Annotated in this window: 16 protein-coding genes and 1 pseudogene; 11 read left to right on the forward strand and 6 right to left on the reverse strand. The window is 68.2% G+C overall.

Features of this window, described 5'->3' with window-relative positions; all coding sequences use genetic code 11:
- Window positions 1-28: 28 nt before the first annotated feature.
- The 6 genes and pseudogenes from PX52LOC_RS20030 (at window position 29) to PX52LOC_RS20055 (ending at window position 8,614) form a co-directional block, all read left to right on the forward strand.
- A complete protein-coding gene (locus tag PX52LOC_RS20030; RefSeq protein ID WP_149111760.1) occupies window positions 29-1,393 on the forward strand; it encodes a cystathionine beta-synthase in 1,365 nt (454 codons plus the stop codon).
- Window positions 1,390-2,543 (forward strand): annotated as a pseudogene (locus PX52LOC_RS20035) (cystathionine gamma-synthase). Before PX52LOC_RS20030 ends, PX52LOC_RS20035 begins: the two are co-directional and overlap by 4 nt.
- A 414-nt stretch (window positions 2,544-2,957) precedes the next feature.
- Complete coding sequence (locus PX52LOC_RS20040) at window positions 2,958-3,893, forward strand: DUF1559 domain-containing protein (protein ID WP_246173419.1); 936 nt, start codon at window positions 2,958-2,960, stop codon at window positions 3,891-3,893.
- Between the two features lie 31 nt (window positions 3,894-3,924).
- A complete protein-coding gene (locus PX52LOC_RS20045) occupies window positions 3,925-4,347 on the forward strand; it encodes a hypothetical protein (RefSeq protein WP_149111761.1) in 423 nt (140 codons plus the stop codon).
- Between the two features lie 178 nt (window positions 4,348-4,525).
- Window positions 4,526-7,114, forward strand: a complete 2,589-nt coding sequence (locus PX52LOC_RS20050) for a PSD1 and planctomycete cytochrome C domain-containing protein (protein ID WP_149111762.1) — start codon at window positions 4,526-4,528, stop codon at window positions 7,112-7,114.
- Window positions 7,115-7,243: 129 nt separating this feature from the next.
- Window positions 7,244-8,614 carry a DUF1501 domain-containing protein gene (locus tag PX52LOC_RS20055; RefSeq protein WP_149111763.1) on the forward strand — a complete coding sequence of 457 codons (1,371 nt, stop codon included), beginning with the start codon at window positions 7,244-7,246 and terminating at the stop codon, window positions 8,612-8,614.
- 268 nt (window positions 8,615-8,882) lie between these two features.
- On the opposite strand, the gene PX52LOC_RS20060 is transcribed toward PX52LOC_RS20055, so the two are convergent.
- Together PX52LOC_RS20060 and PX52LOC_RS20065 are read right to left on the reverse strand one after the other, a co-directional pair.
- Entirely contained in the window at window positions 8,883-10,253 is a 1,371-nt protein-coding gene (locus tag PX52LOC_RS20060) for a UdgX family uracil-DNA binding protein (RefSeq protein WP_149111764.1), read from the reverse strand.
- On the reverse strand, window positions 10,250-11,470 hold the full coding sequence (locus PX52LOC_RS20065) for a putative DNA modification/repair radical SAM protein (protein ID WP_149115559.1): 1,221 nt from the start codon (window positions 11,468-11,470) through the stop codon (window positions 10,250-10,252). Before PX52LOC_RS20065 ends, PX52LOC_RS20060 begins: the two co-directional genes overlap by 4 nt.
- A gap of 430 nt (window positions 11,471-11,900) precedes the next feature.
- On the opposite strand from PX52LOC_RS20065, the gene PX52LOC_RS20070 reads away from it, so the two are divergent.
- The 3 genes from PX52LOC_RS20070 to PX52LOC_RS20080 all read left to right on the forward strand — a co-directional run bounded on the left by PX52LOC_RS20070 (window position 11,901) and on the right by PX52LOC_RS20080 (window position 17,553).
- A complete protein-coding gene (locus tag PX52LOC_RS20070; protein WP_149111765.1) occupies window positions 11,901-13,715 on the forward strand; it encodes a hypothetical protein in 1,815 nt (604 codons plus the stop codon).
- Between the two features lie 517 nt (window positions 13,716-14,232).
- Entirely contained in the window at window positions 14,233-15,924 is a 1,692-nt protein-coding gene (locus PX52LOC_RS20075) for a hypothetical protein (RefSeq protein ID WP_149111766.1), read from the forward strand.
- An 18-nt stretch (window positions 15,925-15,942) separates the two neighbouring features.
- On the forward strand, window positions 15,943-17,553 hold the full coding sequence (locus PX52LOC_RS20080; RefSeq protein ID WP_168219104.1) for a reverse transcriptase family protein: 1,611 nt from the start codon (window positions 15,943-15,945) through the stop codon (window positions 17,551-17,553).
- A 306-nt stretch (window positions 17,554-17,859) separates the two neighbouring features.
- Here the strand turns inward: PX52LOC_RS20080 and PX52LOC_RS20085 are convergent, their stop codons facing one another.
- The 3 genes from PX52LOC_RS20085 to PX52LOC_RS20095 all read right to left on the reverse strand — a co-directional run bounded on the left by PX52LOC_RS20085 (window position 17,860) and on the right by PX52LOC_RS20095 (window position 20,064).
- Window positions 17,860-18,351 carry a DinB family protein gene (locus tag PX52LOC_RS20085; RefSeq protein WP_168219105.1) on the reverse strand — a complete coding sequence of 164 codons (492 nt, stop codon included), beginning with the start codon at window positions 18,349-18,351 and terminating at the stop codon, window positions 17,860-17,862.
- 82 nt (window positions 18,352-18,433) lie between these two features.
- Window positions 18,434-19,450 carry an acetylserotonin O-methyltransferase gene (locus tag PX52LOC_RS20090; RefSeq protein ID WP_246173420.1) on the reverse strand — a complete coding sequence of 339 codons (1,017 nt, stop codon included), beginning with the start codon at window positions 19,448-19,450 and terminating at the stop codon, window positions 18,434-18,436.
- Between the two features lie 116 nt (window positions 19,451-19,566).
- A complete protein-coding gene (locus PX52LOC_RS20095; RefSeq protein WP_390635255.1) occupies window positions 19,567-20,064 on the reverse strand; it encodes a GNAT family N-acetyltransferase in 498 nt (165 codons plus the stop codon).
- 614 nt (window positions 20,065-20,678) lie between these two features.
- Between PX52LOC_RS20095 and PX52LOC_RS20100 the strand changes: the two genes are divergently transcribed.
- Window positions 20,679-21,230 carry a hypothetical protein gene (locus PX52LOC_RS20100; RefSeq protein ID WP_149111768.1) on the forward strand — a complete coding sequence of 184 codons (552 nt, stop codon included), beginning with the start codon at window positions 20,679-20,681 and terminating at the stop codon, window positions 21,228-21,230.
- Window positions 21,227-22,921 carry a flotillin family protein gene (locus tag PX52LOC_RS20105; RefSeq protein ID WP_149111769.1) on the forward strand — a complete coding sequence of 565 codons (1,695 nt, stop codon included), beginning with the start codon at window positions 21,227-21,229 and terminating at the stop codon, window positions 22,919-22,921. Before PX52LOC_RS20100 ends, PX52LOC_RS20105 begins: the two co-directional genes overlap by 4 nt.
- Before the next feature lie 61 nt (window positions 22,922-22,982).
- Here PX52LOC_RS20105 and PX52LOC_RS20110 read toward each other — a convergent pair whose 3' ends face one another.
- Window positions 22,983-23,912, reverse strand: coding sequence for a DUF4886 domain-containing protein (locus PX52LOC_RS20110; protein WP_149111770.1), 930 nt, complete (start codon window positions 23,910-23,912; stop codon window positions 22,983-22,985).
- Between the last annotated feature and the right edge of the window lie 5 nt (window positions 23,913-23,917).

Here is a 23,917-nt window from a genome sequence, read left to right on the forward strand (position 1 = left end):
CGCCTCGCCCCGAGGAGCGGGAAAAGCCATGCTGGACACCATTCTGCACGCCGTCGGCCGCACCCCTCTGGTGAAGCTCCACCGGGTGACCGCCGGGCTGGCCCCGACCATCGCCGCCAAGGTGGAGGCGATGAACCCCGGCGGCAGTACGAAGGACCGGGTCGCCGTCGCCATGATCGCCGACGCCGAGAAGGCCGGCCGGCTGCGGCCGGGCGGCACCATCATCGAGGCCACGGCCGGCAACACCGGCGTCGGCCTGGCGATGGCCGCCGCCGTCAAGGGGTACCGGTGCATCTTCGTCCTGCCCGACAAGATGAGTGCCGAGAAGGTCAGCCTCTTGAAGGCTTACGGGGCCGAGGTCGTCATCACCGCGACGAACGTGCCGCCGGACCACCCGGACAGCTACAACGGCGTGGCCGACCGGTTGGCCCGCGAGATCCCCGGCGCGTGGCGGCCGAACCAGTTCACGAACCTGTCGAACCCCGAAATCCACTACCGCACGACCGGCCCGGAGATCTGGGAGCAGACCGACGGCCGGGTGACGCACGTGGTCGGCGGCGTCGGCACCGGCGGCACGCTGTCCGGCGTCGGCAAGTACCTGAAGGAGCGGAACCCGGACGTGAAGATGATCGGGGCCGACCCGGAAGGGTCGATCCTGTCCGGCGGAGCCCCGCACGGGTGGAAGGTCGAGGGCATCGGCGAGGACTTCGTGCCGAAGACCTTCAACAGTCAGCTCGTCGACGACTGGGTTCGCGTCGGCGACGCCGAGAGCTTCCACACGGCCCGCGAAGTCGCCCGCCGAGAAGGCATCCTCGTCGGCGGGTCGTGCGGCACGGCCCTGGCCGCCGCCCTGCGGTACGCCCGCCGGCTGACCGCGAGCGATCTCGTCGTGGTGCTGTGCCCCGACACCGGCCGCAACTACCTGAGCAAGGTGTACGACGACGCCTGGCTGGCCGCCAACGGCCTAGAGTGGCTGCCCGAGGCCCGGCACACGGTTGGCGACCTGCTGCACAGCCGCGGCGAGCGGCCGCTGTTCACGATCGGCCCGGACGCGACGGCGGCCGAGGCCATCGACATCCTGAGCACCGCCGGCATCTCGCAACTGCCCGTGCTGGACGGCGGCAAGCCGGTCGGCAGCGTGCAGGAAGTGACCCTCGCCCGCATCCTCCACGACCACCGCGACCCGGCCGCGGTGACGGTCGGCGAGATCATGGCCCGGCCGCTGCCGCAACTCGACGTGAGCACCCACATCGACGAGGCGTACCGGCTGCTGTTGTCCGGCAACACCGGCGTGCTGGCGACGAGCGACGGCGAGGTCCTGGGCATCGTCACCCGCATCGACCTGATCGACTACTGGACGCCCGCGAAGACCGCGGCTGAGGTGACCCCGTGAGTTCCGAGCAAGCACACGGGTTCAGCACCCGCGCCATTCACGCCGGCCAGCCCGCCGACCCCACGACCGGGGCGACGGTCGTGCCGATCTCGGTGAGTTCGACTTTCACCCAGGCCGCCCCCGGCGAGCACAAGGGGTACGAGTACGCCCGCAGTGGCAACCCGACGCGGGCCGCCCTTGAAGCCTGCCTGGCGGCCCTCGAAGGCGGCGACCGCGGGCTGGCGTTCGCGTCCGGGCTGGCGGCCACCACGGCCGTCTTTCAGGCGTTACTCAAGCCGGGCGACGAGGTGGTCGCGAACGCCGACCTGTACGGCGGCACGTTCCGCCTGCTGGAGCGGGTGTTCAAGCCGTGGGGCATCACCGCGAAGTACACCGACGATTCGTCCGCCGCCGGGTTCGCCGAACTCGTCGGGCCGAAGACGAAGATGGTCTGGATCGAGACGCCGACGAACCCGCTGTTGCAAATCCTCGACGTCGCCGCCATCGCGGCCGTGGCGAAGACGGCCGGGGCGGTGTTCGTCGTGGACAACACGTTCGCCTCGCCGTACCTGCAGCAACCGCTCGCCCTCGGGCCGACGTCGTCGTCCACAGCACGACGAAGTACCTCGGCGGGCACTCGGACGTGATCGGCGGGGCGGTGATCGGCCGCCAGGAGTTGCTCGACCCGATCCAGTTCTACCAGAACGCGGCCGGGGCGGTGCCGGGGCCGTTCGACTGCTACCTGACGCTGCGGGGGATCAAGACGCTGGCCGTGCGGATGGACCGCCACTGCGCGAACGCCGCTGAGTTGGCCGCCTGGCTGACGCAACAACCGCAAGTCGCGAAGGTGTACTACCCCGGTCTGCCGACCCACCCCGGCCACGCCGTCGCGGCCCGGCAGATGAAGGCGTTCGGCGGCATGATCTCGCTGCAACTGCACGGCGGGGCCGCCGCCGCCCGACAGTTCCTCACCCGCACGAAGTTGTTCAGCTTGGCCGAGAGCTTGGACGGCGTCGAGTCGCTGGTCAACCACCCGGCCACGATGACCCACGCGAGCATCCCGAAGGCCGTCCGCGAGGCCCGCGGCGTGGACGACGGCCTCATCCGCCTGAGCGTCGGCATCGAGGACGTCGCCGACCTGCGGGACGACTTGGAAGACGCCCTGCATTGAGCTTCGTGAACCAATCGAGCAATGTATCCACCAGACGAAGTTGGATTCCGTTCGGACTTTTATTCAGTGGCACCACTTGGTCTTTCGACTGATCCATTTCATTTCTCATCCTAAAGTTTACTATTTTGATTGTCATTTTTTTCGATTCTACTCTGTCAGGTGTCGCATACTCTTGACACATGCAATGTCCTCGTGATGAATTCGACGTAACATTTTCATTGACAAAAATTTATATCAAAATTTAAATCATCACTTAACGTGTCAATTTAACGAAGTAGCCACTTCGCTAGGGCAATAGCACTCCACATTGCTTGAAATAAGTCATCTAAATTGTCATCTTAGTACGATATCGAGTGGGCTGCTAGTTTTGACCATACCTGTGGTCTATCTTCGGCTCTCGAAGTGGAGCAAACTGTGATCCGGAACATTCGTCGGTCGGCCTTCACCCTCATCGAATTGCTGGTGGTCATTGCGATCATCGCCATCCTCATCGGGCTCCTGTTGCCGGCCGTACAAAAGGTCCGTGACGCGGCCGCCCGGATTAAGTGCAGTAACAACCTCAAACAGATCGGCCTCGCGTCGCACGGCTACCACGACGCGAACACCTACCTCGTCCCGTCGTGGCTCGGCGGCAACAGTCTCGACCCCGACGGGTGGGCGACGTGGGGCGTGCTGCTGCTGCCGTACGTCGAGCAGGACAGTGTGTACAAGCTCTGGGATTTGAGTCTGCCGGCGTCCGTTCAGACGCCCGCTGCTTACCAGCAGCAACTCTCGGTTTTCCTGTGCCCGGCCCGTCCGTCTCCTGTCCTCAGCACCGGGGACTTCGTCCCGGCCGGTGGCGGGCTGACCGACTACGCGGCCAGCTTCGGCACGGCCGCCAGCGGGTCGGCCTCTCTGGGTGTCATCATCCCGACCGCCGACATGGCCAACAGCGTGGACACGACCGTCACCCCGAACAAATTGAAGCCGAACCGGATGAAGGGCCAGTTGACCCTGTTGAGCATCACGGACGGCACGTCGAACACGTTCATGTTCGGCGAGAAGCACATCCGCCCGCAATCGATGCGCGGCAAGAACGAGGACCGCAGCCTGTTCGGCGGCCAGACGAACTCGGTGCGGCGGATGGCCGGCATCGAGAGCGCGACGCCCGCGAACGTGCGGCCGCTCATGCCGCCGGAGGCGCAGACCACGGCCCTGGCTAACACGGCGTTCGGCGGCCCGCACAGTGGCGTCTGCCAGTTTGTGTTCGCGGACGGCAGCGTGAAGGCCGTGCGGACGACCACCGACCTCGACACCCTCGGTCGCCTGAGCGTCCGCAACGACGGCCTGACCATCACCAACGACTACTGAGCCGCCGACCTTCACCAGGAGTGGAACCGTGATGACGCGACGAGTATGGATGGTCGCTTGCTTGACCGGGGCTGTGGCCCTGGGCGGCTGTGGTCCAAGCGGGCCGAAGTTCCAGGCGGTGACGGTGCGGCTGACGGTCGACGGCGGCAACGTCGCGGACCTGACCGGCAGTACACTCGACGTGGCGGTGCCGAACAACCCGCTCTTGCGGTCGTCCGGCACGATCACCCCGGACGGGACCGTGGAGCTGGAAACCCTCCACGCCGGCAAGATCCGCCGGGGCGTGCAGGAAGGGAACTATCAGGTCCGGATTATCCTCGCAGACGACGACCGCGAGCAGCGGCGGAAGGCGGCGAAGACGGTCGCCCCGCGGTTCCTGAAGTTCGAGTCGTCCGGCCTTTCGCTGACCGTGCCCGGTGACGGCACCGTGCCGCTGACCGTGGCGGCGAAATAATCGCGACCCGCGCGGCCGACCCGGCCCCGGACGGCGGCCTCAGTGGAGAGACGACGGCCGTCGTTGCAAAGGGCGAAACCTGCGGTCCGCTGTGCCGGGGAGGCGCGGTGGACGGGACTGGGTTCGGTCGCGTGTTCCCCATTCTTCCGAATCAAAACTGACTTCGAGGATTCTCAGCATGTCGAGCCGCCGTTCCCGATCCGCCCTGGCGTTGCTGGTCGTCGTCACGACGGCGGCCGCCGGGCGGGCGGGCGAACCCGACGCGGGCAAGGTCGCGTTCTTCGAGAAGAAGGTCCGGCCGATCCTGGTCGGCCAGTGCTACGCCTGCCACTCGGCCGACACGAAGCCGGCCGGCGGGTTGCGGGTCGACGACCGCAACGGCCTCCTCACCGGCGGGAACGCCGGGGCGGCCGTCGTGCCGGGCAAGCCGGCCGAGAGCTTGCTGATTCGCCGCGTGTCGCTGAAGGACGGCAAGCGGCGGATGCCCCAGGACACCGAGGCCCTGACGGCCGAGCAGGTCGCGGACCTGACGGCGTGGATCGCCGACGGGGCCGTGTGGCCGGCGGTCAAGCTGCCGGCATCGTTCGGCAAGCCGAAGGAGAAGTACGAGGAACTGCGGAAGGACCACTGGGCGTGGCAGCCGCTCCAGGAGCCGAAGGCTCCCGCAGTGAAGGACGCGGCCTGGGCGAAGGACGACGTCGACCGCTTCCTGCTCGCGAAACTCGAGGCGCAGAGCCTCAAGCCGGTCGCCGACGCGGACAAGGTCACGCTCATCCGCCGGATCACGTTCGACCTGACCGGCCTGCCGCCGACGCCGGCCGACGTCGACGCCTTCGTGAAGGACTCGTCCGCGAACGCCTTCGCGACGGTCGTGGACCGCCTCCTCGCAAGTTCGCAGTTCGGCGAGCGGTGGGGCCGGCACTGGCTGGACGTGGCCCGGTACGGCGAGTCGACCGGCCCGAGCCGGAACATCCCGTACCCGCACGCCTGGAAGTACCGCGACTACGTCATCGACAGCGTGAACGCCGACGTCCCGTACGACCGGTTCATTCGCGAGCAGGTCGCCGGCGACCTGCTGCCATCGACGAACGACGAGGAGGCCAACCGGCAGAAGATCGCGACCGGGTTCCTCGCCCTCGGCGTGAAGGACGTGAACCAGCGGTTCAAGGTCCGGTTCGTCATGGACAACGTGGACGAGCAGATCGACGCCGTCACCCGGTCCGTCCTCGGGTTGACCGTCAGTTGCGCCCGGTGCCACGACCACAAGTTCGACCCCGTCCCGCAGGCCGACTACTACGCCCTCGCCGGCATCTTCACGAGCACCGACAACGCGGCCGGCGTGCGGAACCAGATGGGCGGCGCGGGTCTGGCGTACTACGTCCCCGACATGCTCGTGAAGCTGAGCGGCGACCTGCCGACGGCCCCGCCCGAGCAGGTGGCGAAGCTGACGGCCGCGGTGGCCGAGGCGAAGAAGGCGTGGGACGGCATCCGGGGCACGCCCGAGGGCCTGAAGCCCGGCCCGAACGGCCAGCCGACGCAACGCCCGTTCCGCGTGAAGTACGAGCGGCTCCAGGGCGAGCTGAACGCCCTGACCGACCCGGCCCAGCGCGGCCTGGCGGCCCACGGCGTCCGCGACGCGAAGGCGATCGCCGACACCGAGATCCGCGTCCGCGGGGAGGCCGAGAAGCTCGGCCCGACCGTCCCCCGCGGCTACCTCACGGCGTTCGCCGTGCCCGGCGCGGCGGCCGTCAACCCGAAGCAGAGCGGGCGGTTGGAACTGGCCCAATGGCTGACCAGCCCGAAGAACCCGCTCGCCTCGCGGGTGGCCGTCAACCGCGTCTGGCAGCACCTGTTCGGCACCGGCCTCGTGTCGACCGTCGACAACTTCGGCGTCACCGGCGACGTGCCGTCGAACCCCGAGTTGCTCGACCACCTGGCCGGGCGGTTCGTCCGCGACGGGTGGAGCACGAAGAAGCTCGTCCGCACGCTCGTCCTGACGCGGGCGTACCAACTCGGCGGCGAGGGCACGGAGGCCCACCGCACGCTCGACCCGGCGAACCGCCTCGTCTGGCGGCACGCCCCGCGGCGGCTCGACGCCGAGGAGTTCCGCGACTCGCTCCTCGCGACGGCCGGCGTCCTCGACGGCCAGCGGGCCGCCGGGTCGGCGGCGAAGGAACTGAAGATGGTCGAGATGCGGGACAACGGGCCGGAGGCCGCGAACGTCCACAAGGCGGCCGACGCGAGCACGGCCCGCAGCGTGTACCTGCCGCTGTTGCGGGGCGTCACGCCGCACGCCCTCGAAGCGTTCGACCCGGTCGAGCAGACGCTCGTCACCGGCCGCCGGGACACGACGACCGTGCCCGGCCAGGCGTTGTTCCTGTTGAACTCGACGTTCGTCCGCAAGCAGTCGCTGACCCTGGCCGAGCGGGTGCTGAAGGACAAGGACGCCGCGGACGCCGACCGCGTGCAGGTCGCCTACCGCCTGACGCTCGGCCGGGCGGCAACTGCTCAGGAAGTGGACCGGGCTCGCGCGTTCGTCGCCGAGTACGAGTCCGGCTACCGCCAGCACCCGGCCGCGAAGGCCGAGAAGCCGAAGGCGGCGGCGAAGCCGAAGACGGCCGAGGAACTGGCCGACCCCGACCAGGCCGACCAGACGGGCGAGGAGGTCGTCGAGGACGCCGTCCACCCGAAGGACGCGAGGACGGCCGCGTGGCTGGCCTTCGCACAGGCCCTCTACGGGAGCGGCGAGTTCCGGTACGTCCGCTAGGCGAGCGGGGGGCGTCAGCCCCCGGATTCTCGAATCGCAATGACCGGAATCCGGGGGCTGACGCCCCCGCTCGCCCGATCCCTCGAACACCACCCGACCAAACCCAACACACACGACCGAGGTTCCGTTATGTCTCAGTTTCCGTTCGCCCCCAGCCGCCGGCAGGCCCTCAAGCACGCCGGGGCCGGGTTCGGCATGGTCGCCCTCGCCGGGCTGCTCGGCCAGCAGGCGAGGGCCGCCGAGAAGGTCACGGCCGCGAAGCCGCTCGCCCCGAAGTCGCCGCACTTCCAACCGCGGGCGAAGAAGATCATCTTCGTCTTCCTGCAGGGGGCCGTGTCCCAGATGGACACGTTCGAGTACAAGCCGGAACTCCAGAAGAACGGCGGCAAGGCTGGCCCCGGCGGCGGCACCCTGACGGCGTCGAAGTTCAAGTTCAGCCAGCACGGCCAGACCGGGTCGTGGTTCTCGGAACTGATGCCGAACATCGCCAAGCACGCGGACAAGCTGACGTGGCTCCGCGGCCTGCACACGGACACGCCGGCCCACCCGCAGGCGGTCGTGCAACTGCACACCGGGAGTGCGAACGCCGCCCTCACCCGGCCGAGCCTGGGCGCGTGGCTGATGTACGGCCTCGGCACGGAGAACCAGGACCTGCCCGGGTACGTGACGATCAACCCAACGCCGAACTTCGGCGGGGCCGTCAACTACGGCAGCGCGTTCCTGCCGGCCCACTTCCAGGGCACGCGGATCGACGACCAGGGCCGCCTGCCGAACCTGCGGTCCGCGACCGCGGGTTCGCTCCAGCGGAAGCAGCTCGACTTGATCCAGGCGATGAACCGCGACCTCGGGGCGACGGCCGGGGCCCCGGACCAACTCGACGGCGTGATCGAGAGCTACGAGCTCGGGTTCAAGATGCAGGGCAAGGTGCCGGAGTTGCTCGACCTCTCGAAGGAGCCGCAGGCGGTGAAGGACGCTTACGGCATCAAGGACGGGGCGGCCGGGTCGTTCGCCCGCCAGTGCCTGATGGCCCGCCGGCTGAGCGAGGCCGGCGTGCGGTTCGTGGAGATCTGCCAGCCCGGGTGGGACCACCACAACAACCTGCACAAGGGCCTCCTCAACCGGTGCGAGTCGGTCGACCAGCCGACGGCCGCCCTGCTGACCGACCTGGAGCAGCGGGGGCTGTTGGAGGACACGCTCGTGCTGTTCGGCAGCGAGTTCGGCCGGCAGCCGACGACGCAGGGGGCGGACGGGCGGGACCACAACATCACCGGGTACCCGATGTTCCTGACCGGGGCGGGGGTGAAGCCGGGCGTCACGTACGGGGCGACGGACGAGTTCGGGATCCAGGCCGTCGAGGGCCGGATGCACACGAACGACCTGCACGCCACCCTGCTCGCCCTGCTCGGCCTCGACCACGAGAAGCTGACGTACAACTACGCCGGCCGCGACTTCCGCCTCACCGACGTCGCCGGCACCGTCGTGCGGGACATCATGCGGTAGCAAGTTGGTCATGACGGTTCGTGGAGAAAGTCCGGCCACGAACCGTCATCGGGTTGAGAAATCGGTGGGTTCTACACCACGCGGTTACACAAACTCGGTGGATAACTCTTCTGGATCGCGCCAACCAACTGCTTCTTGAAGCCGAGTTTCCGCAGCAGTTGCATGTCCTGGTACCCTCGACTGCTCTACTCGGTACCAGCCGCGTGACGCAAACCGCGACCGGATTCACGGGATGCCGACACGCTTTCGCTGGCGGTCGTGTCTGCCGTCAGCCGGCCAGTCCCCTCGCGACCGCCAGATGGCGGATCAGGTCGGCCCGCATCTCGGCTGCCCGTTCGGGCGTGGGTGCCCGGAGGACCGCGGCGGGGTGGTAGGTCGCGATGGCCCGTGCGTGCGATTCCAGCGGCACGACTTCCCCGCGGCGGTCGGCGAAACGGAACGGGCGGCCGAGCACGGCCTGGGTCGCGGTCGCCCCGAGGCAGACGACGACGGCCGGCCGGATCAGGTCGAGTTCCGCGGCCAGCCATGGTTGGCAGGCGTTGACTTCGCGGACGTCGGCGGTGCGGTGCTGGCGGAACAGGCCACTCATTGAGAACTTGAAGTGCTTCACGGCGTTCGTCACGTACACCGCCCCGCGGTCGAGGCCGGCGGCGTGCATCGCGGCGTTCAGCACCTCGCCTGCCGGGCCGAGAAACGGTCGCCCCTCGCGGTCTTCCTGGTCCCCCGGTTGCTCGCCGACGAGCACGATCCGGGCGTCGGCCTTGCCCTCGCCGAAGACGGTCTGCGTGGCCGGGCCGCACAGGTCGCACGCGGTGCAACCTGTCGCGGCCTCTCGCAAGCTGGCCAGATCGCGGTGGGGCGGGAGAAACGCGGCGGCCGACCGCGCCGGGCCTTCGGCGTGCGCGACCATCTCCGCCACGCGGACGGGGGCCTCGGCGAGCAAGTCGGCGATGATGGCCGTTTCCGGTAGCGTCGGCCAGTGGCGGACGGGCAGTTCCTTCTTCATCATCTTCAACTTGATGCGGGCCGGGTTGAACGTCGCCCGGTAGTAGGTCTTCCACAGCCCTTCGAGCACGTCCGGCGGCGGGGCGTCCTTTGCCGGCACGCCGGGGCCGAAGTGTAGTTGGTCTCCGTCCCACGTCACCGACTCGTCGGGCGTGAGGATCGACCAGTGCATCTCCGGGAAGCGGCGGGCGAAGAACGAGGCGGTCAGCCGCACGATGCGGTGATCGGGTCGATGCCAGGCGACGAAGTGCTCGCCGACACGGCGGAAGCGGACGAAGGCCTTCATCTTGTGGGCGTCGCGGCGGACCGCCTTCTCGGCCCGGGCCAGCCAGTGAACATCGTCGTCGGTGGCCAAATCCAGGAGGTGCGGCTCTCCGTGTGTTAGCCGCCAGAGCGCGCGGTACAGGCGTGCCCACCGTTGCGGCTCGCGATGGCAGGCAACTTTTTCCGCCAGCGCCAGGAACGGCGGTGGCACGCAGTATTTCGATGAGGTCGCGGGCGGGATTCCCTCGCCGGCGAACAGACTGGCTTCGGTGCCGTCGGTGAAATGGACAGCGGACGGCGGCACCTCGCTCGCCAACAGGCCGCGGCAAGCCGTCCGCCACTCGTCGAAGTTCGCGGCGGTAACAATCATGAGGGGTCGATCCCGTCGAAGAGCGTCGGCTGCACGGCTTTCTTCAGGCCGACCGTGTCGAGCAGGCGCAAGCCGGGGTTGTGGTCGCCGGTCACGACGAACGGGGCGGCGCTCTTCCAGTTCACGCGGAGCTTCCGCAGGTCGTCGGTCGTCAGCGCGTGATGCCGACGGATGGCGAGGATGCGGTTCACATTTCGCACGCCCAGACCCGGGACGCGCAAGAGCAGTTCGCGGCAGGCCGTGTTCACGTCGATGGGGAACCAGTCGCGGTGGGCCAGCGCCCAGGCGAGCTTGGGGTCGACGTCGAGGGCGAGGTTCGCGTCCGTGGCGATGACTTCGCCGACCCGGAAGCCGTAGAAGCGGAGGAGCCAGTCGGCCTGGTACAGACGGTGCTCGCGCAACAGTGGCGGGCTGAGGCCCGGCAGGCGGGCATCGGCGTGCGGCGTCGGGCTGTACGCTGAGTAGTAGACCCGCCGGAGCTTCTGCCGCCGGTACAGGTCGTCGGCCGTGCCGAGGATGGTGCCGTCCGGCGTCGGTGTCGCGCCGACGACCATCTGCGTACTCTGCCCGGCCGGGGCGAAGTTCGGTGCGGCGAGCCCGGCCTTCCGGTCCGCGGCCCGCTCGTCGATCTTCTCGGCGACGGCGTCCATCGTGCCAACGATCTCTGGCCGCTTCTTCTCCGGGGCGAGTTGTTGCAAATCCTGCGTCGTCGGCAGTTCGATGTTCGCGCTCAGGCGGTCGGCCCACCGCCCGGCCTCCGCGATCAGTTCTGGGGCCGCGCCGGGGATCAGTTTCAGGTGGACGTACCCGCCGAAGCCGTGATCGACCCGCAGGCTTTTCGCCACGGCGACGAGTTGCTCCATCGTGTAGTGGACGCTCTGGATGATGCCGGAGCTGAGGAACAAGCCTTCGATGTAGTTACGGCGGTAGAACTCGACGGTGAGGTTCACCACCTCGGCGACGGTGAACCGCGCCCGCGGGGTGTCGCTCGACGCGCGGTTGACGCAGAACCGGCAGTCGTACAGGCAGTAGTTGGTGAGGAGGATTTTGAGCAACGAAACGCACCGCCCGTCGGGCGTGTAGCTGTGGCAAATGCCCATGCCCTCGGTCGAGCCGAGGCGGGCGTCGCGGCGGGTCCCCGTGCTGCCGCTGCTGGCGCACGAGGCGTCGTACTTGGCCGCGTCGGCGAGGATTTCCAGCTTCCGGCGAACGTCCATCACGCCAGCCCGTTCGGTACGAATGTCCAGTATGCAAAGGTAACCGTCGGGCCGCCCGTCGGACAACACGATTCAGACGGGAAGGTGTCCGAATCGGGTCCGGCGCAACCGCCTCAATCAGCGATCGGGCTATAAGCCGCGACGGAAGGGCGTCCTATTCAAAAATGATAGCCGACAAGATGGCGGCCTTCTTGCGTCGCGGGATGTTCACTACGTTACCCCACCGTAGCCACCACAGTTCCGAGCGCCTCTGCGATTCGTTCCTCCATCTTCTCGGCCGCTGCTGCCGGTCCTCGCCTAGGCCCGTGGCCGCGTGCTGGATCAACCGCTGGTCTGCCCGGTCTCGGGCCAAGCGTCCGAATCCCGCTACTCTGCTTGCGATCCGAACTCGCCCGGCGTATGCTCACTCCACTTCAATCCCCGGTGACCGATGGCCGCAGGTTCGTGGGCACTCGTCGAGGAACTATTCACCCGCGGTGACGCGGCGTTCGGTTCCGAATTGCGGCGGGTCCATGCCCCGGAACAACTCGGGGCGTTTGCCGCCCGCTGGTTCGCGGACAAGCGACCCGTCGCCCGGCAGGCGCTGTTCGACTACCTGGGCCAGCCGCTCAACTGCTACCGGCACGAGCCGCTGGTCAAGCGGTTGTTCAAACTGGCCGAGACCGCGGGGGACGACGAACTGGTCGGGGCGTTCCTCGTCGCGTTCGACCGCTCGATCCGGCGTCTCCGCAAACAAATCCAACGGACCAAGTACGAGAACTTCCCGACTCGGGCCGCCGCCGAGGGCGCGGTGCGGGCGTGGGAGGCAGAGGGGTTTCGCAACGTCTCGATCCAGACCTACGCGGGCAACCGGACGTTCGCTTACGCCAGTAAGCCCGTTGAGGTCGTGGTGACGCCGAACACCGCGATGCCTCGGCTGGCCGCTGCCCAGCGGAAGCGAGTCGAGAAGCCCGGTGATTGGTTTCGCGAGCGGCTGGAACGCCGGCACGTCCTCTTTTCGCTGCCGACGCGGCGGTATCTGCGGCGGCGGGCGTGGCGGTACTTCCGCCGCCTCGGCAAGACCGACCCGCTGCGGTACGTGCGGGCGGTCGCAGTCTTCCTCGCGCGTTACCGCGACGCGGACGTGGACTCCGACCTGCACCTGCTCGACAACTGGGGGCTGACGCACGCCCTGTTTCACAACTGCCCGGCCCTCGTTCGTCCGGCCCGCGGATGGGAGTTCGTGCCGGGCAAGGGGTTGGCCGACCTCGCGTTCGCCCCGCGGCTGGAAACCGCTTGGGCGGCGAAACCGGAGTGGGTCTTCGATCTGCTGACGGACGCGAACTGTCGCACCGTGCGGCTGTTCGCTGTCTGGCTGTTGCGGACGAAGTGCGACGAGTGGCTGCGACAGCGGCCCGTAGGCACGCTCCTGCGGCTGGCCGACCACGCGGACCCGGACGTGGCCGCCCTCGGCTTCGACTTGCTGGAGGCTGCCCCGGATCTGTCCGTGCTGCCGGTTTCGGAGTGGCTGCGGCGGCTGGACGGCGACGATCTCGAAAAACTCACTCGGCTCTCGGACCTGCTAGTCCGGCGACTCGACCCGGCCCGTGTCGGTCGTGACGACGCGATCAGACTGGCGGCCTACCGGTCGCGGCCCGTGGCCGTGCTGGGGCTGACGCTGCTGAAGGCGCGGGCCTACGCCGCGGACGACGTGCCGCAACTGTTGACGCTCGCACAGGCCGAGTGCCCCGCCGTGCGGCCGGATCTCACGGCGTGGCTCCGCGGCCTGCTCGGCGGGAGTCTGTCCGAAGCGGCCGCCGTCCTCGACTTTCTCGACAGCAAGCACGCTGACGTGCGGCGGGCGGGGTGGGCCTGGCTGCTCGACTCGCCGACGAAGGACGACCCCGACGTTTGGCACAAGCTGATGGAATCACCCTACGACGACGTCCGACAACGCCTCGGCGACCAGTTGACGTCGATCGCCGGCGGGGCGAACCCGGCGACGGTCCGGCAGTTGTGGGCCACGATTCTGCTCGCGGTGCACCGGGGCGGACGGCAGAAGCCGGGCGTCGTGGCTCAGGTGGTCCGCCAAATGATTGACGATCCCGGTCAGGTGGCGAGCCTGTTGCCGCTGCTGGCCGTCGCGGTGCGGTCGCTCCGAGGGCCGGAATTCCGAGCCGGGCTGACCGGCGTGGTCGCCCTGGGGGAAACGAGGCCGGAACTGCTGCCGCTGATCCGCCGGCAGTTTCCGGAGTTGACCGTGTGAATCACGAGAGGGGTTGTCGCGGGAGTCGGTCGGGCCGAGACCGCTGATGCTCTGATGTTCCGTCAGGGCGAGAGGTTTCTGTGCCGTTCGTTCCCGAAGTCGTTGCTCTTGGGCTGGCCACGGAGGCCTTGCGGGCCAGCTGAGGCAACGAGTTCAGCCCACAAGGCCTCCGTGGCCAGCTGGGTGAACGCCTTCGGTCGTGCGTTGAAGTCGGCCCGGCCGGCTTCCGCGACGACCCCTCTCGACGAACCGTTGGAAGCGTGCCGTCGCGGCCGGCGTTCGGAATCGAGACCGCTGATGCTCCGATGTTCCGTCGGGGCGAGAGGTTTCTGTCCCGTTCGTTCCCGAAGTCGTTGCTCTTGGGCCGTCCGGACCCCTGGGTTGGGCTGCCTGAGCCAACGCCGTTCCGCCCAACCCAGGGGTCCGGACGGCTTGGTGAACGCCTTCGGTCGTGCGTTGAAGTCGAGGCCGGCGTCAGCCCGCGGCGGCCGCTTCCAATGATCCACAAGGACCGCCGATGAACTTCGCGCAAGCCTACCTCGGCCGCAGCGGCGTCCGCAGTCGCGGCGAGAACCTGTCGCTGGCGTTCGCCCCCAACCTGCGGCGGGATCGGGTGTCATTCGTCGGCAACCTCAAAGACCCGCTCCGCTTCCGCGAGGCCGTCAGTGCCTTGCACGCCGTCGTCGTCAGCGACCTGAAGTTCAAGCCGAAGGACCGCTCGGCGTACCAGGCGTACCTGAAGCGGGTACAGGCCCGCGAGGCGTCGATCCGGCAACTCGCCTTCCAGACTGCCCGCAAGGAGTTGCTCGACCGCCCCGAGGAACCGCTGTCGCCGGACCTGGAGCGGCAGTTCGACGGCCTGCGGGCCAAGTATTGGGGAGCACGACAGAAGTATTCGAACTACCTGGCCCAGAACGACCCAGCTCTGTTCCGCATCCTGGTGCCGTGCGATCCGGTCATCACCGTCGCGCCGGACGTGTTGTTCTTCGAGTGCTTTAGCAAGGACGAGTCGAGCTACGGCTGCCTGACGGCCGACCGTGACGCCTTCGAGGAGAGCCAGGGCACAGCACTCGGTACCACGAACGTCGATTACTCGCTGCCGCTGTACGAGGAGTTCCAACGGCTGCGGACGTACCGTCGCACAGAGTTCGCGATCGACCCGTCCGGGTTTGAGGTCGCCACCGAGGGGTCGGCCGACTTCCGCGAGGAGAAGATCGACCTACCGCCGGCGTGGCTCCGCGGGTTCATGCAGTTGCAGGCGGCCATGAGTCTGCCGATGCGGAAGGTGACGGTCAGCCGTGAGGGGTTGTACAACCTGCTGGCCTACTTGAAGAAACACCGTGCCCGGAAGAGTCCGCGGTCCGTGCGGTTCGAGTTGAACCCCGGGTCGCCGGTCGAACTCGTGATCGAGCCGTGGGAGGCCCGCATCACCTTGCACGATCACCCCTACGCCGGTGATAAGTCGGAGACGATCCGCGTCTGGGGCCGGGACCGCCTGCTGACGCTCGCCCGCCTACTGTCGATCGCCGACGGGGCCGACGTGTTCCTGATGGGGACCGGTCTTCCGAGCTTCTGGAGCGTCCGCCTCGGCGGGATGCGGTTCCTCCTCGGCCTGTCCGGATGGACGGCCAACGACTGGACGAGCGGCGGCGGGGCGCTGGCCGACCTGGCCCCGCCGGTCGAGCCGAGTGAGGACCTGCTCGGTGACGTCGCCACGGCGTTCCGCGAGTCGCCGACGCGGACGTTCGCCCAGGTGCAGCAGCGGACCGGGGCCACGCCCGCCCTCGTCGCGGCCGGGCTGAACCGCTTCGCCCTGCTCGGCCAACTGGTCAACGACCTGGCCGGCGGCGTCTACCGCTGGCGGCAAATCCTGCCGGTCGAGGCGTCGCTCAAACAGGTGCGATTCGACAGCCCGGAGGCCGCGGCCGCTCGCGAGATCGTGGCCCGCGGTGGGGCAAAAGTGAAGCGCGACGACACCGTCGCCGGTCTGCGGTCGCTCGTCGGGCAGGCAGACGGCAAGGACGTGGAAGCCCTGCTGGACGCCGACGACAAGATCATCCGCGGCCAGTGCAGTTGTTCCCACTACTTCCGGTTCAAGTTGCGGGCCGGCCCGTGTCGCCACATGCAGGCCCTTCGCCGGGCGGCGTTCGGCGAGCGGCCGGTGGGCACGGTCGAGCAATGGTTCCGGTCACTGCGCGGCGGCCTATGAGTTCTCGCGGGAGCGGTCATGGGGTTCTGGGATTTCCTGCCGAAGCTCTTCAAGCCGGTCCCATCGGAATCGCCGCCGCCGTCGCCGTCGCCCATTCCGGCGGAACCGGTCGCGGAGACGTTCGTCCCGGTCCCGCCCATGCCAGTCGCCGAACCGCCGGCCGCTCCCCCACCGGGGCCAATTGCCGTCGCGCCGCCACCGGCCGCACCGAGTTTCCTGCCGATCACCCGCGACGACCTGTTGAAGCAAGGCGAGGAAGTCCGCCGTACGACGGGGTGGATGTTCTTCGGCCGCCGCGACCTGATCCCGCCGACGAGCGACCCGCGGACGCTGCTCATCGACCGCGGCATGGTCACGCAGGGCCTACTCACGCCGGACGAACTGGCCGAGATGCACCGCGTCGGCGACGAGCACGCGAAGCACGCCGACCGGTTCCGGCAGATCACGATCAAAGCCGGGCAGACCGCCGACCAAGCCGTCGAGGCGGACCGGGCGGCTCGGGTCGCGATCAAGGCCCAGAAAAAGGCCGCGGCCGCAGCCTTCAAACAGACCCGGGCGGACGCAGTCGCGGTCCGTCGGGCCACCGACATTATCTTCGTCGGCCGCGATGTCTCGGCCATGATGAACGACCGCTCTAGCGACGCGGAACGGCTCAAGGCCGCCGGGCTGCCGGTCTTGCACACGCCGTCCGACCTAGCGGCGGCTCTCGGCCTGGCGATCCCGCAGTTGCGGTGGCTGTGCTTCCATACGGAGGTCGCCACGCGGCCGCACTACGTGCAGTTCGAGGTGCCGAAGAAAGCCGGCGGCACGCGGACGCTCGCCGCCCCGCACGCGAAGCTGGCCGCCGCCCAGGAGTGGGTGCTCGCCAACGTCCTGGCAAAGTTGCCGACCGAAGAGCCCGCCCACGGTTTCGTCCCCGGCCGCTCGACCGTGACGAACGCCCTCCCGCACGCCGGCCGCGATGTCGTAGTCAACGTCGACCTTGAAGGCTTTTTCCCCGCCGTGCGATTCCCCCGCGTGCGGCACCTATTCCGCCGCCTCGGCTACTCGGGGGCGGTGGCCACCCTGCTCGCGCTGCTGGGCACCGAGTGCTCGCGGAAGCGGGTCGTCTACGACAAGCAGACCTACTTCGTAGCGATCGGCCCGCGGTCTTTGCCACAAGGCGCGTGCACCAGCCCCGCGGTGTCGAACCAGATCGCCCGCCGGCTGGACCGGCGGCTGGCTGGGTTGGCGAAGAAGCTGGACTGGGCGTACACCCGGTACGCCGACGACCTGACCTTCTCCGCCCCGCCGGGCCACCGCGAACAGGTCGGGTACCTGCTGGCCCGCGTCCGGCACATGGCCGCGGCCGAGGGCTTCGCCCTGAACGCGAAGAAGACTCGCGTGCAGCGGCCCGAGAGCCGGCAGGCGGTGACGGGGCTGGTCGTGAATGCCGCCCCGGCCGTGCCGCGGGACGTGGTGCGGCGGGTACGGGCTATCCTGCATCGCGCGAAGCACGAGGGCCTGGACGCCCAGAACCGGACCGGCCACCCGAACTTCCGCGGCTGGGTCGAGGGTATGATCGCGTACGTGGCGATGGTCAAGCCTACGCAGGGTGAAGCCCTCCGGAAGCAGTACACCGCCCTTTAATCCAGGTAAGTACCGGCACGCCCGAAGGGTAAGTCGCAGAGCCTGAGTAGCCCTCACTCGCCCGTGGGAGAAAGGTAGATGGGCCGCAGCGCGGAACGGTCCCGGTCGGGCGACAAGGCAAAGCGGCGCGAACGAGCGTCCCGTCCACATGTACCACCTGCACGAGCTTGTCCGCGGCCTCGTTCGCCTACACGCCAAGGCAATACTCAATCGCGAGCCTTCGACTCTGTCCAGAAGTTCGTCTCGTGGCCGCGGCCAATCGTGTACAAGGGCGAAATGGCATGACGTTGCAGGCACAGCAAGCGGTCAACTGGCGGTGGGGTCCGGTGTAGGACTTGGCTCGACGTGCCGGTCCTCGTGCGGCTCGGCCTCCCTCGCGAAAGTGATGAACTCCGTGCTGACTGCCGACCCGCCAGCTCGACCGAGGACCTTGGCGATCTGTCCGCGGTGATACGGCCCGTGGGTGACGACCTGCGTGAGGATGTCCAGGACCGGTGTGACGAACTCCTGCCCCTGGCTGGTGCGGTACCGGACCGCCCCGGTCGGCGGGCCTTCGCTGAGCCGTCCGACGAAGGTCCGGTAGCCGGCCTCGTTCTCGGCCGCCAGGGCCTCGCACTCGCCCAGACTCAGGGCCGGCCAGACCGAGTGGCGCGGCTCTCGCTTCTCCAGCCGGGCCAACCATACGTGCTCGGCGGCGAGCACGTGGGCCAGCAACGGCAGGGCCTCGGCGTGGGCGGCGGGCGTCCCGCGGAGGGCCTCCAGCACCCGCTGGTCGGACCAGGCCGTGTAGCGAAACATCCTCGCTAAATACGCCCTCATCCCACACCCTCTGCCATCGAACAGGGGATTCTCTCTACCCCCAGATTGCTACCAAACGGTTTTACGCGACAACGCCCTCGATCACAGACACCGGCGCGCCCGTCGACACGACCCGCGCCAGCCGCCACCCGGCCGCGGTGAGGAGGGCGGCGTATTCCTTCTCCGTCCGCTCCTTCCCGCTGGCGATCGCCAGCATCTCCAGGTCGAGCCACTTCCCCGGCGACGGGTCGTTGCCCGGCGGAATGACGATCTCTACCAGCACGAGCTTCGCGCCAGCGTTCGCTGTGGCCCGGCAGTTCCGCAGGATTGTCGCGGCCTTATCGTCCGGCCAGTCGTGGATGATGTGCTTGAGAACGTAAGCGTCCCCGGCCGGCACGGCCGCGAAGAAGTCGCCGCCCTCGGCCCGGCACCGGCCGCTCAGGCCGGCCGCGGCGATCGCCGGCCCCGCCCCTGCGGCGACGTGCGGGGCGTCGAACACGACGCCCCGCGGGCTGTGACGTCTCGCCAGGATCGTGCAGAGTAAGTGGCCGTGCCCGCCGCCCACGTCCACGATCGTGCCGAACGGCGAGAAGTCGTAAGAGGCGGCAACGGCCGGGGCTGCCTGCGTGGAGAACCCGGTCATCCCCTCGTTGAACACTGCCGACTCGGCCGGGCGTTTGGCGAGGTGATCGAACACCGGCTCGCCGAACACGGCGTCGAACGCGGTCGCGCCGGTGCGGACGGTTTCCATCAGTTGCCCCCACGGCCGCCAACTCCAGTCGGCCCCGCAGTAGTCGGCGACGGCCCGCATCGACCCCGGCACGCCAGTCCGCAACACCGCGGACAGCGGCGTTTGGCGGAACCGCCCGTCCGCGTCCTCGGCGAACACCCCGGCGCTGGCGAGCGCCCGCAGTAGGCGGTATAGGCTCGGGGCGTGGGTGTTCGTCTCGGCGGCCAGATCGGCGACGGCCCGCGGCCCGGCGGCGAGGGCGTCGGCCAGCCGCAACTTGGCGGCGACGGACAAGGCCATCGCGACCCATTTGCCGAAGATCATCTGGGTGACGACCGCTTCGGGCGGTAGTGGTGCGTTCTCGGACACGGTGATCCCTCACGGCGGAGTTGTGAGCGAAGGGAAAGTATCGGCCGCCGGGCTGTGCGCGTCGAGGGCTTTGCCGGATTTCACAGATCGACGCGGGATCCGCAAAAACCGGCGGCTCAACCGGAAGAGGTTCTAACCGGGGCGGCCAGGATACGTTCCATGCGGTAGTTGGCGAGTGCTATGCCGTGGATGATTACCTGTTGTTCGGCCTGCGTGACAAACTCGTGCCGCTCGAAGAACGGCCGGGCGGTGACGCTGACCTCGGCGAACAGACGCCCGATCCTGGCGCGAACGGCCTCTTCGATAAGCACGCCCATCAGGGCCGCTCCGACCCCGCGCCGCTGGTGGTCGGCGTGGACGAAGAACCGATCGACGTGCCCGTTCGGTTCCAGGTCGGCGAAGCCGACGATCTGCCCCTCCGCTTCCGCCACGACTGCAAACCGGTCGGCCAGTGTCGCCCAACGGGCGGCGTTCATCTCGGGCGGCGCCCACGCTCGAAGTTGCTCCGGCGTGTAGTCGCGAGCGTTTACCCGGTGAACTGTATCCCGGAACAGGGCGAACAGCACGGCTACGTCCGCGGACCGGAACGGCCGGATGGCGATCGGCGAACTCACGGGCGGGCCCAGACCGACCGAGCACGGCGGCCGTCAAACTCAACTGCGTCCGATGGCATCACATCTCTCTAACGGGAACAGACAGCCATGACGTCTACGGCCGATCATTTGTGAAAGCTGTCATTGGCTGTGTTGATCCCAAAACGAAAAGGTACACACTATGAAACATCAATTGTTAAACATCTCAAGACAAATGATCACCTGATATTCCCGTAAATTCGATACGTCTATCTTGATCTTCCACTCAGATGAACGATATATCTGAGCAACCACTCAGACTAATCGTGAAGGCTCCGTAGCGAGCTGTCGATGAGCGAGTGCCTGGGCCGTAACGGCCATTCGTCCAAAGTCGTGCCGGGGGACTTCGGCCCGATCCCGTCGGGCACGCCCCGCGACCGGGACGGCCCGTTCGAGCCGCCGCTCGTCGCCGAGCACCCACGGCGGCGGACGGGTTCGACGACGTGGGCGAGGTGGGGTTCGGGGCTATTGACCGTTAACTGGCCGCGCCGTGGCGGGGTGATCCGGTTCAAATTCCCGCAGACAGCGATAAATGGCATTGCTGCAACCGCGAACAGCTATTCGAACCGAATCCGTGGGGCCGGCCGGAACGAGTCATGGAAACACTCCTGCTGTGGTGCGCCGGCCTCGGCGGCACCGTGATCGTGGCTCAGATGCTCGCCTCCCTCGTTGGGATCGGCGGCGACCATGACGCCGACGGCGGCGATGCCGACCACCACGACGGTGGGTGGTTCTTCGGCCTGCTGACGGTCCGCACGGCCGCCGCCGGCGTCACCTTCTTCGGCCTCGGCGGCCTGTCGGCACTCAGCGTCGGGATGGAGGGGCCGGCGGCGACGGCGTTCGCCGCCTTCTGCGGGTCCGTCGCCGTCATGGCGGTCGCCAAAATCATGGCCGCCTTCCGCCGGCTACAGGACGACGGCACCGTCGATATCGCGGCCGCCGTCGGCGTGGCCGGCACGGTCTACCTGCGGGTCCCGCCACGGTACAGCGGGCCGGGCAAGGTCACCCTGCGGCTACAAGATCGAACCGTGGAATGCGAGGCGTTCACGTGGGCCGAGGAGATCGCGACCGGCGGTCCGGTCCGCGTCGTCGCCGTTCTGGGGCCCAACGCGGTCGAAGTCGAACCCCTTTCCGGAGTCGCGTCATGAGCATGCCAGTGTGGGCGGAAGCTGCGTTGTCGCACGATCTGGCGGCCGTGCCGTGGCCGCTCGTTACGGCCGCCGCCGCGGGGCTGGTCCTGTTTAGCTTCCTCGTCCTCCTCGCGAAGCGGTACAAGCGGTGCCCGAGCAACCGCGTGCTCGTCATCTACGGGAGGACTGGCGGCGGGAACGCCGCCCGGTGCGTCCACGGCGGGGCGGCGTTCGTCGTGCCGCTCATCCAGGACTACGCCTACCTCAGCCTGGAGCCGATCCAGATCGAGATCCCACTCAAGGGCGCGCTGTCGATCGAGAACATCCGGGTGAACGTCCCGAGCGTGTTCACGGTGGCCGTCGGGACCGACGCCGAGACGATGCAGAACGCCGCCATCCGGCTGCTCGGGCTGGACAACGAGGACGTCCGCCAGCAGGCCCAGGACATCATCTTCGGCCAGCTCCGGCAGGTGATCGCGTCCATGCGGATCGAGGACATCAACCGGGACCGGGACAAGTTCCTGGAGTGCGTACAGAAGTCGCTCGAACCGGAATTGAAGAAGATCGGCCTCGTGCTCATCAACGTCAACATCACCGACATCACCGACGAGTCGGGGTACATCGAGGCGATCGGCCGGAAGGCCGCGTCGGCAGCGATCCAGCAGGCGAAGGTGGACGTGGCCGAGCAGGAGAAGCGGGGCCAGATCGGAGTCGTCGAGGCCGACCGCGAGAAGCTGATCGGCGTGGCGAACGCCACGAAGCTGACGGAGATCGGCACCCGCGAGGCGACCCGCGAGCAGGCCGTTCGGGTCGCTCAGTTGGACAAAGAGCGGGCCGTCGGCGAGCAGACGGCCCGGCTGGAACAGGACGCTCTCGTCAAAGAGGCGCAGCGGCTCCAGGCGATCCGAATGGCGGAACTGGACCGCGACCAGAAGGTCGGCGAGGAGCGGGCGAAGTTCGAGCGGGAGTCGCTGGTCGCCGAGGCGGACCGGGAGAAGCGAGTGCGGCTGGCCGACGCGAACGCCAAGGCGACGGCCGGCGAGGCGACGGCCCAGGCGGCGATCGCGGCGACTCAGGCCGAGTTGCAGGTGAAGCAGGCCGAGGCGTACCAGGTGGCCGAGACGAAGAAGCGGGAGGCCGAGGCGGCCGTGCAGGAGGCCCAGAACCGGGCGATGGCCAAGGCAGCCGTCGCTCAGGCTGAGAAGGTCGAGGCGGAGAAGCGGGCGGCCCTGGAGGCCCCGGCGAAGGCCGAGAAGGCGAAGACCATCGTCGAGGCCGAGGCGGCGGCCGAACGGCAGAAGATCGAGGCCGAGGCCGCCGCGGCCGCCACCTACGCGAAGCTCGAAGCCGAGGCCCGCGGGCAGTACGAGATCCTGGCGAAGAAGGGCGAGGGGCTGCGGAAGATCATCGAGGCGTGCGGGTCGCCGCAGGCGGCCTTCCAGATGCTAATGCTCGAACACCTGGACGCGATGACGGCCGCGTCGGCCCAGGCCATCTCGAACATCAAGTTCGACAAGGTCGTCGTGTGGGAGACCGGCGGGAACGGGAGCGGCCAATCGAACACCGCCGGGTTCCTTCAGAGTATGGCCCGCACGCTCCCACCGATGCTGCAGGTGATGCGCGACATCGGCGGAGTGGAGGTGCCGGAATTCTTGGCGAAACTCCAGGGCGAGCCGGCCAACGGCAAACCCGCCGCGCACGCCGGGTGAGCGTTGGCTCGGCGCCATGTCGAATCCCTGCGGGCGTGCTACCCGGCGAATTCGCCTGCCGTTACTTCGTCCGCTCGACCGCCTTGTGTGCGGTTTCTTGGAGGAACCGGGCGTAGTCCGCGTCAACGCCCGGCGGGCGGAACGTGTTGCCGACCGCGGTCCGGCCGTACAGGAACTCGTAGAAGACGAGTCCCCCGAGGTACTCGCCGGCCGGACTGGCGTGGTGGCCGTCCATCTGCAGCGCCGGCTTGCCGTTGGTCGTGGCCCAACGCCAGCCGACGTGCAGCGAGTACTTCTGGTCGGGCAACGCCGGGGGCACGGCCGACTTCGTGTCGAACTTCGGGTCCGGTTTGTACTCCCACTTCGGGTCGGTGTCTGCGGCGTAGAACGCATCCCCGACCGGGATGCGGCGGACTCCGATTTCCTTGGCGATCGTGCGGTAGGCGTCCGACAGGCCGTCGTACATCGCCTTCTGCGTCTTCGGCTCGCCGGCCTTGTCAGACGGCTTCTGGAATCGCGGGTCGTCCACCCGGTACGCCCACGTCTGGTGGATCACCACCTCGCTCGCCGGCGCGTGCTTCTTGATGTAGTCGTACAGGGCCTTCATGCCCGGCCGGTAAGTCGCGGCGTCGTGGCTGCGGACGCTCGCCTGCTGGATGGTGATGACGTCCCACTTCTCGGCGGCCAACTCCTGGGCGAGGCTCTTGCCGCTGTCGTACAGGCCGGTCTTGTCCTTCGCATCCTTCTCGTGTGCAGCGACCTTGGCCAGGTGCTGGTCCGGCCCGCTCCCGCCGATCACGCAGCGGTGGTGGACGATGACGTTGCCGTCGGCCTCGACGATCCGGTCGAGATACTTGGTCGCGTTCTGGGAGAAGCTGTTGCCGACGGTGAGCAGCCGGACGGTTTTGCCCTTCGGCTTGTCCTGGGCGGTCGCGGACAGCGGCGTGAGCGCGAGACCAAGGAGCAGCACGGCGAGGCGGCGGGTGAGCATGGGTC

The organism is Limnoglobus roseus (genome assembly GCF_008254045.1).
Taxonomy (GTDB): domain Bacteria; phylum Planctomycetota; class Planctomycetia; order Gemmatales; family Gemmataceae; genus Limnoglobus; species Limnoglobus roseus.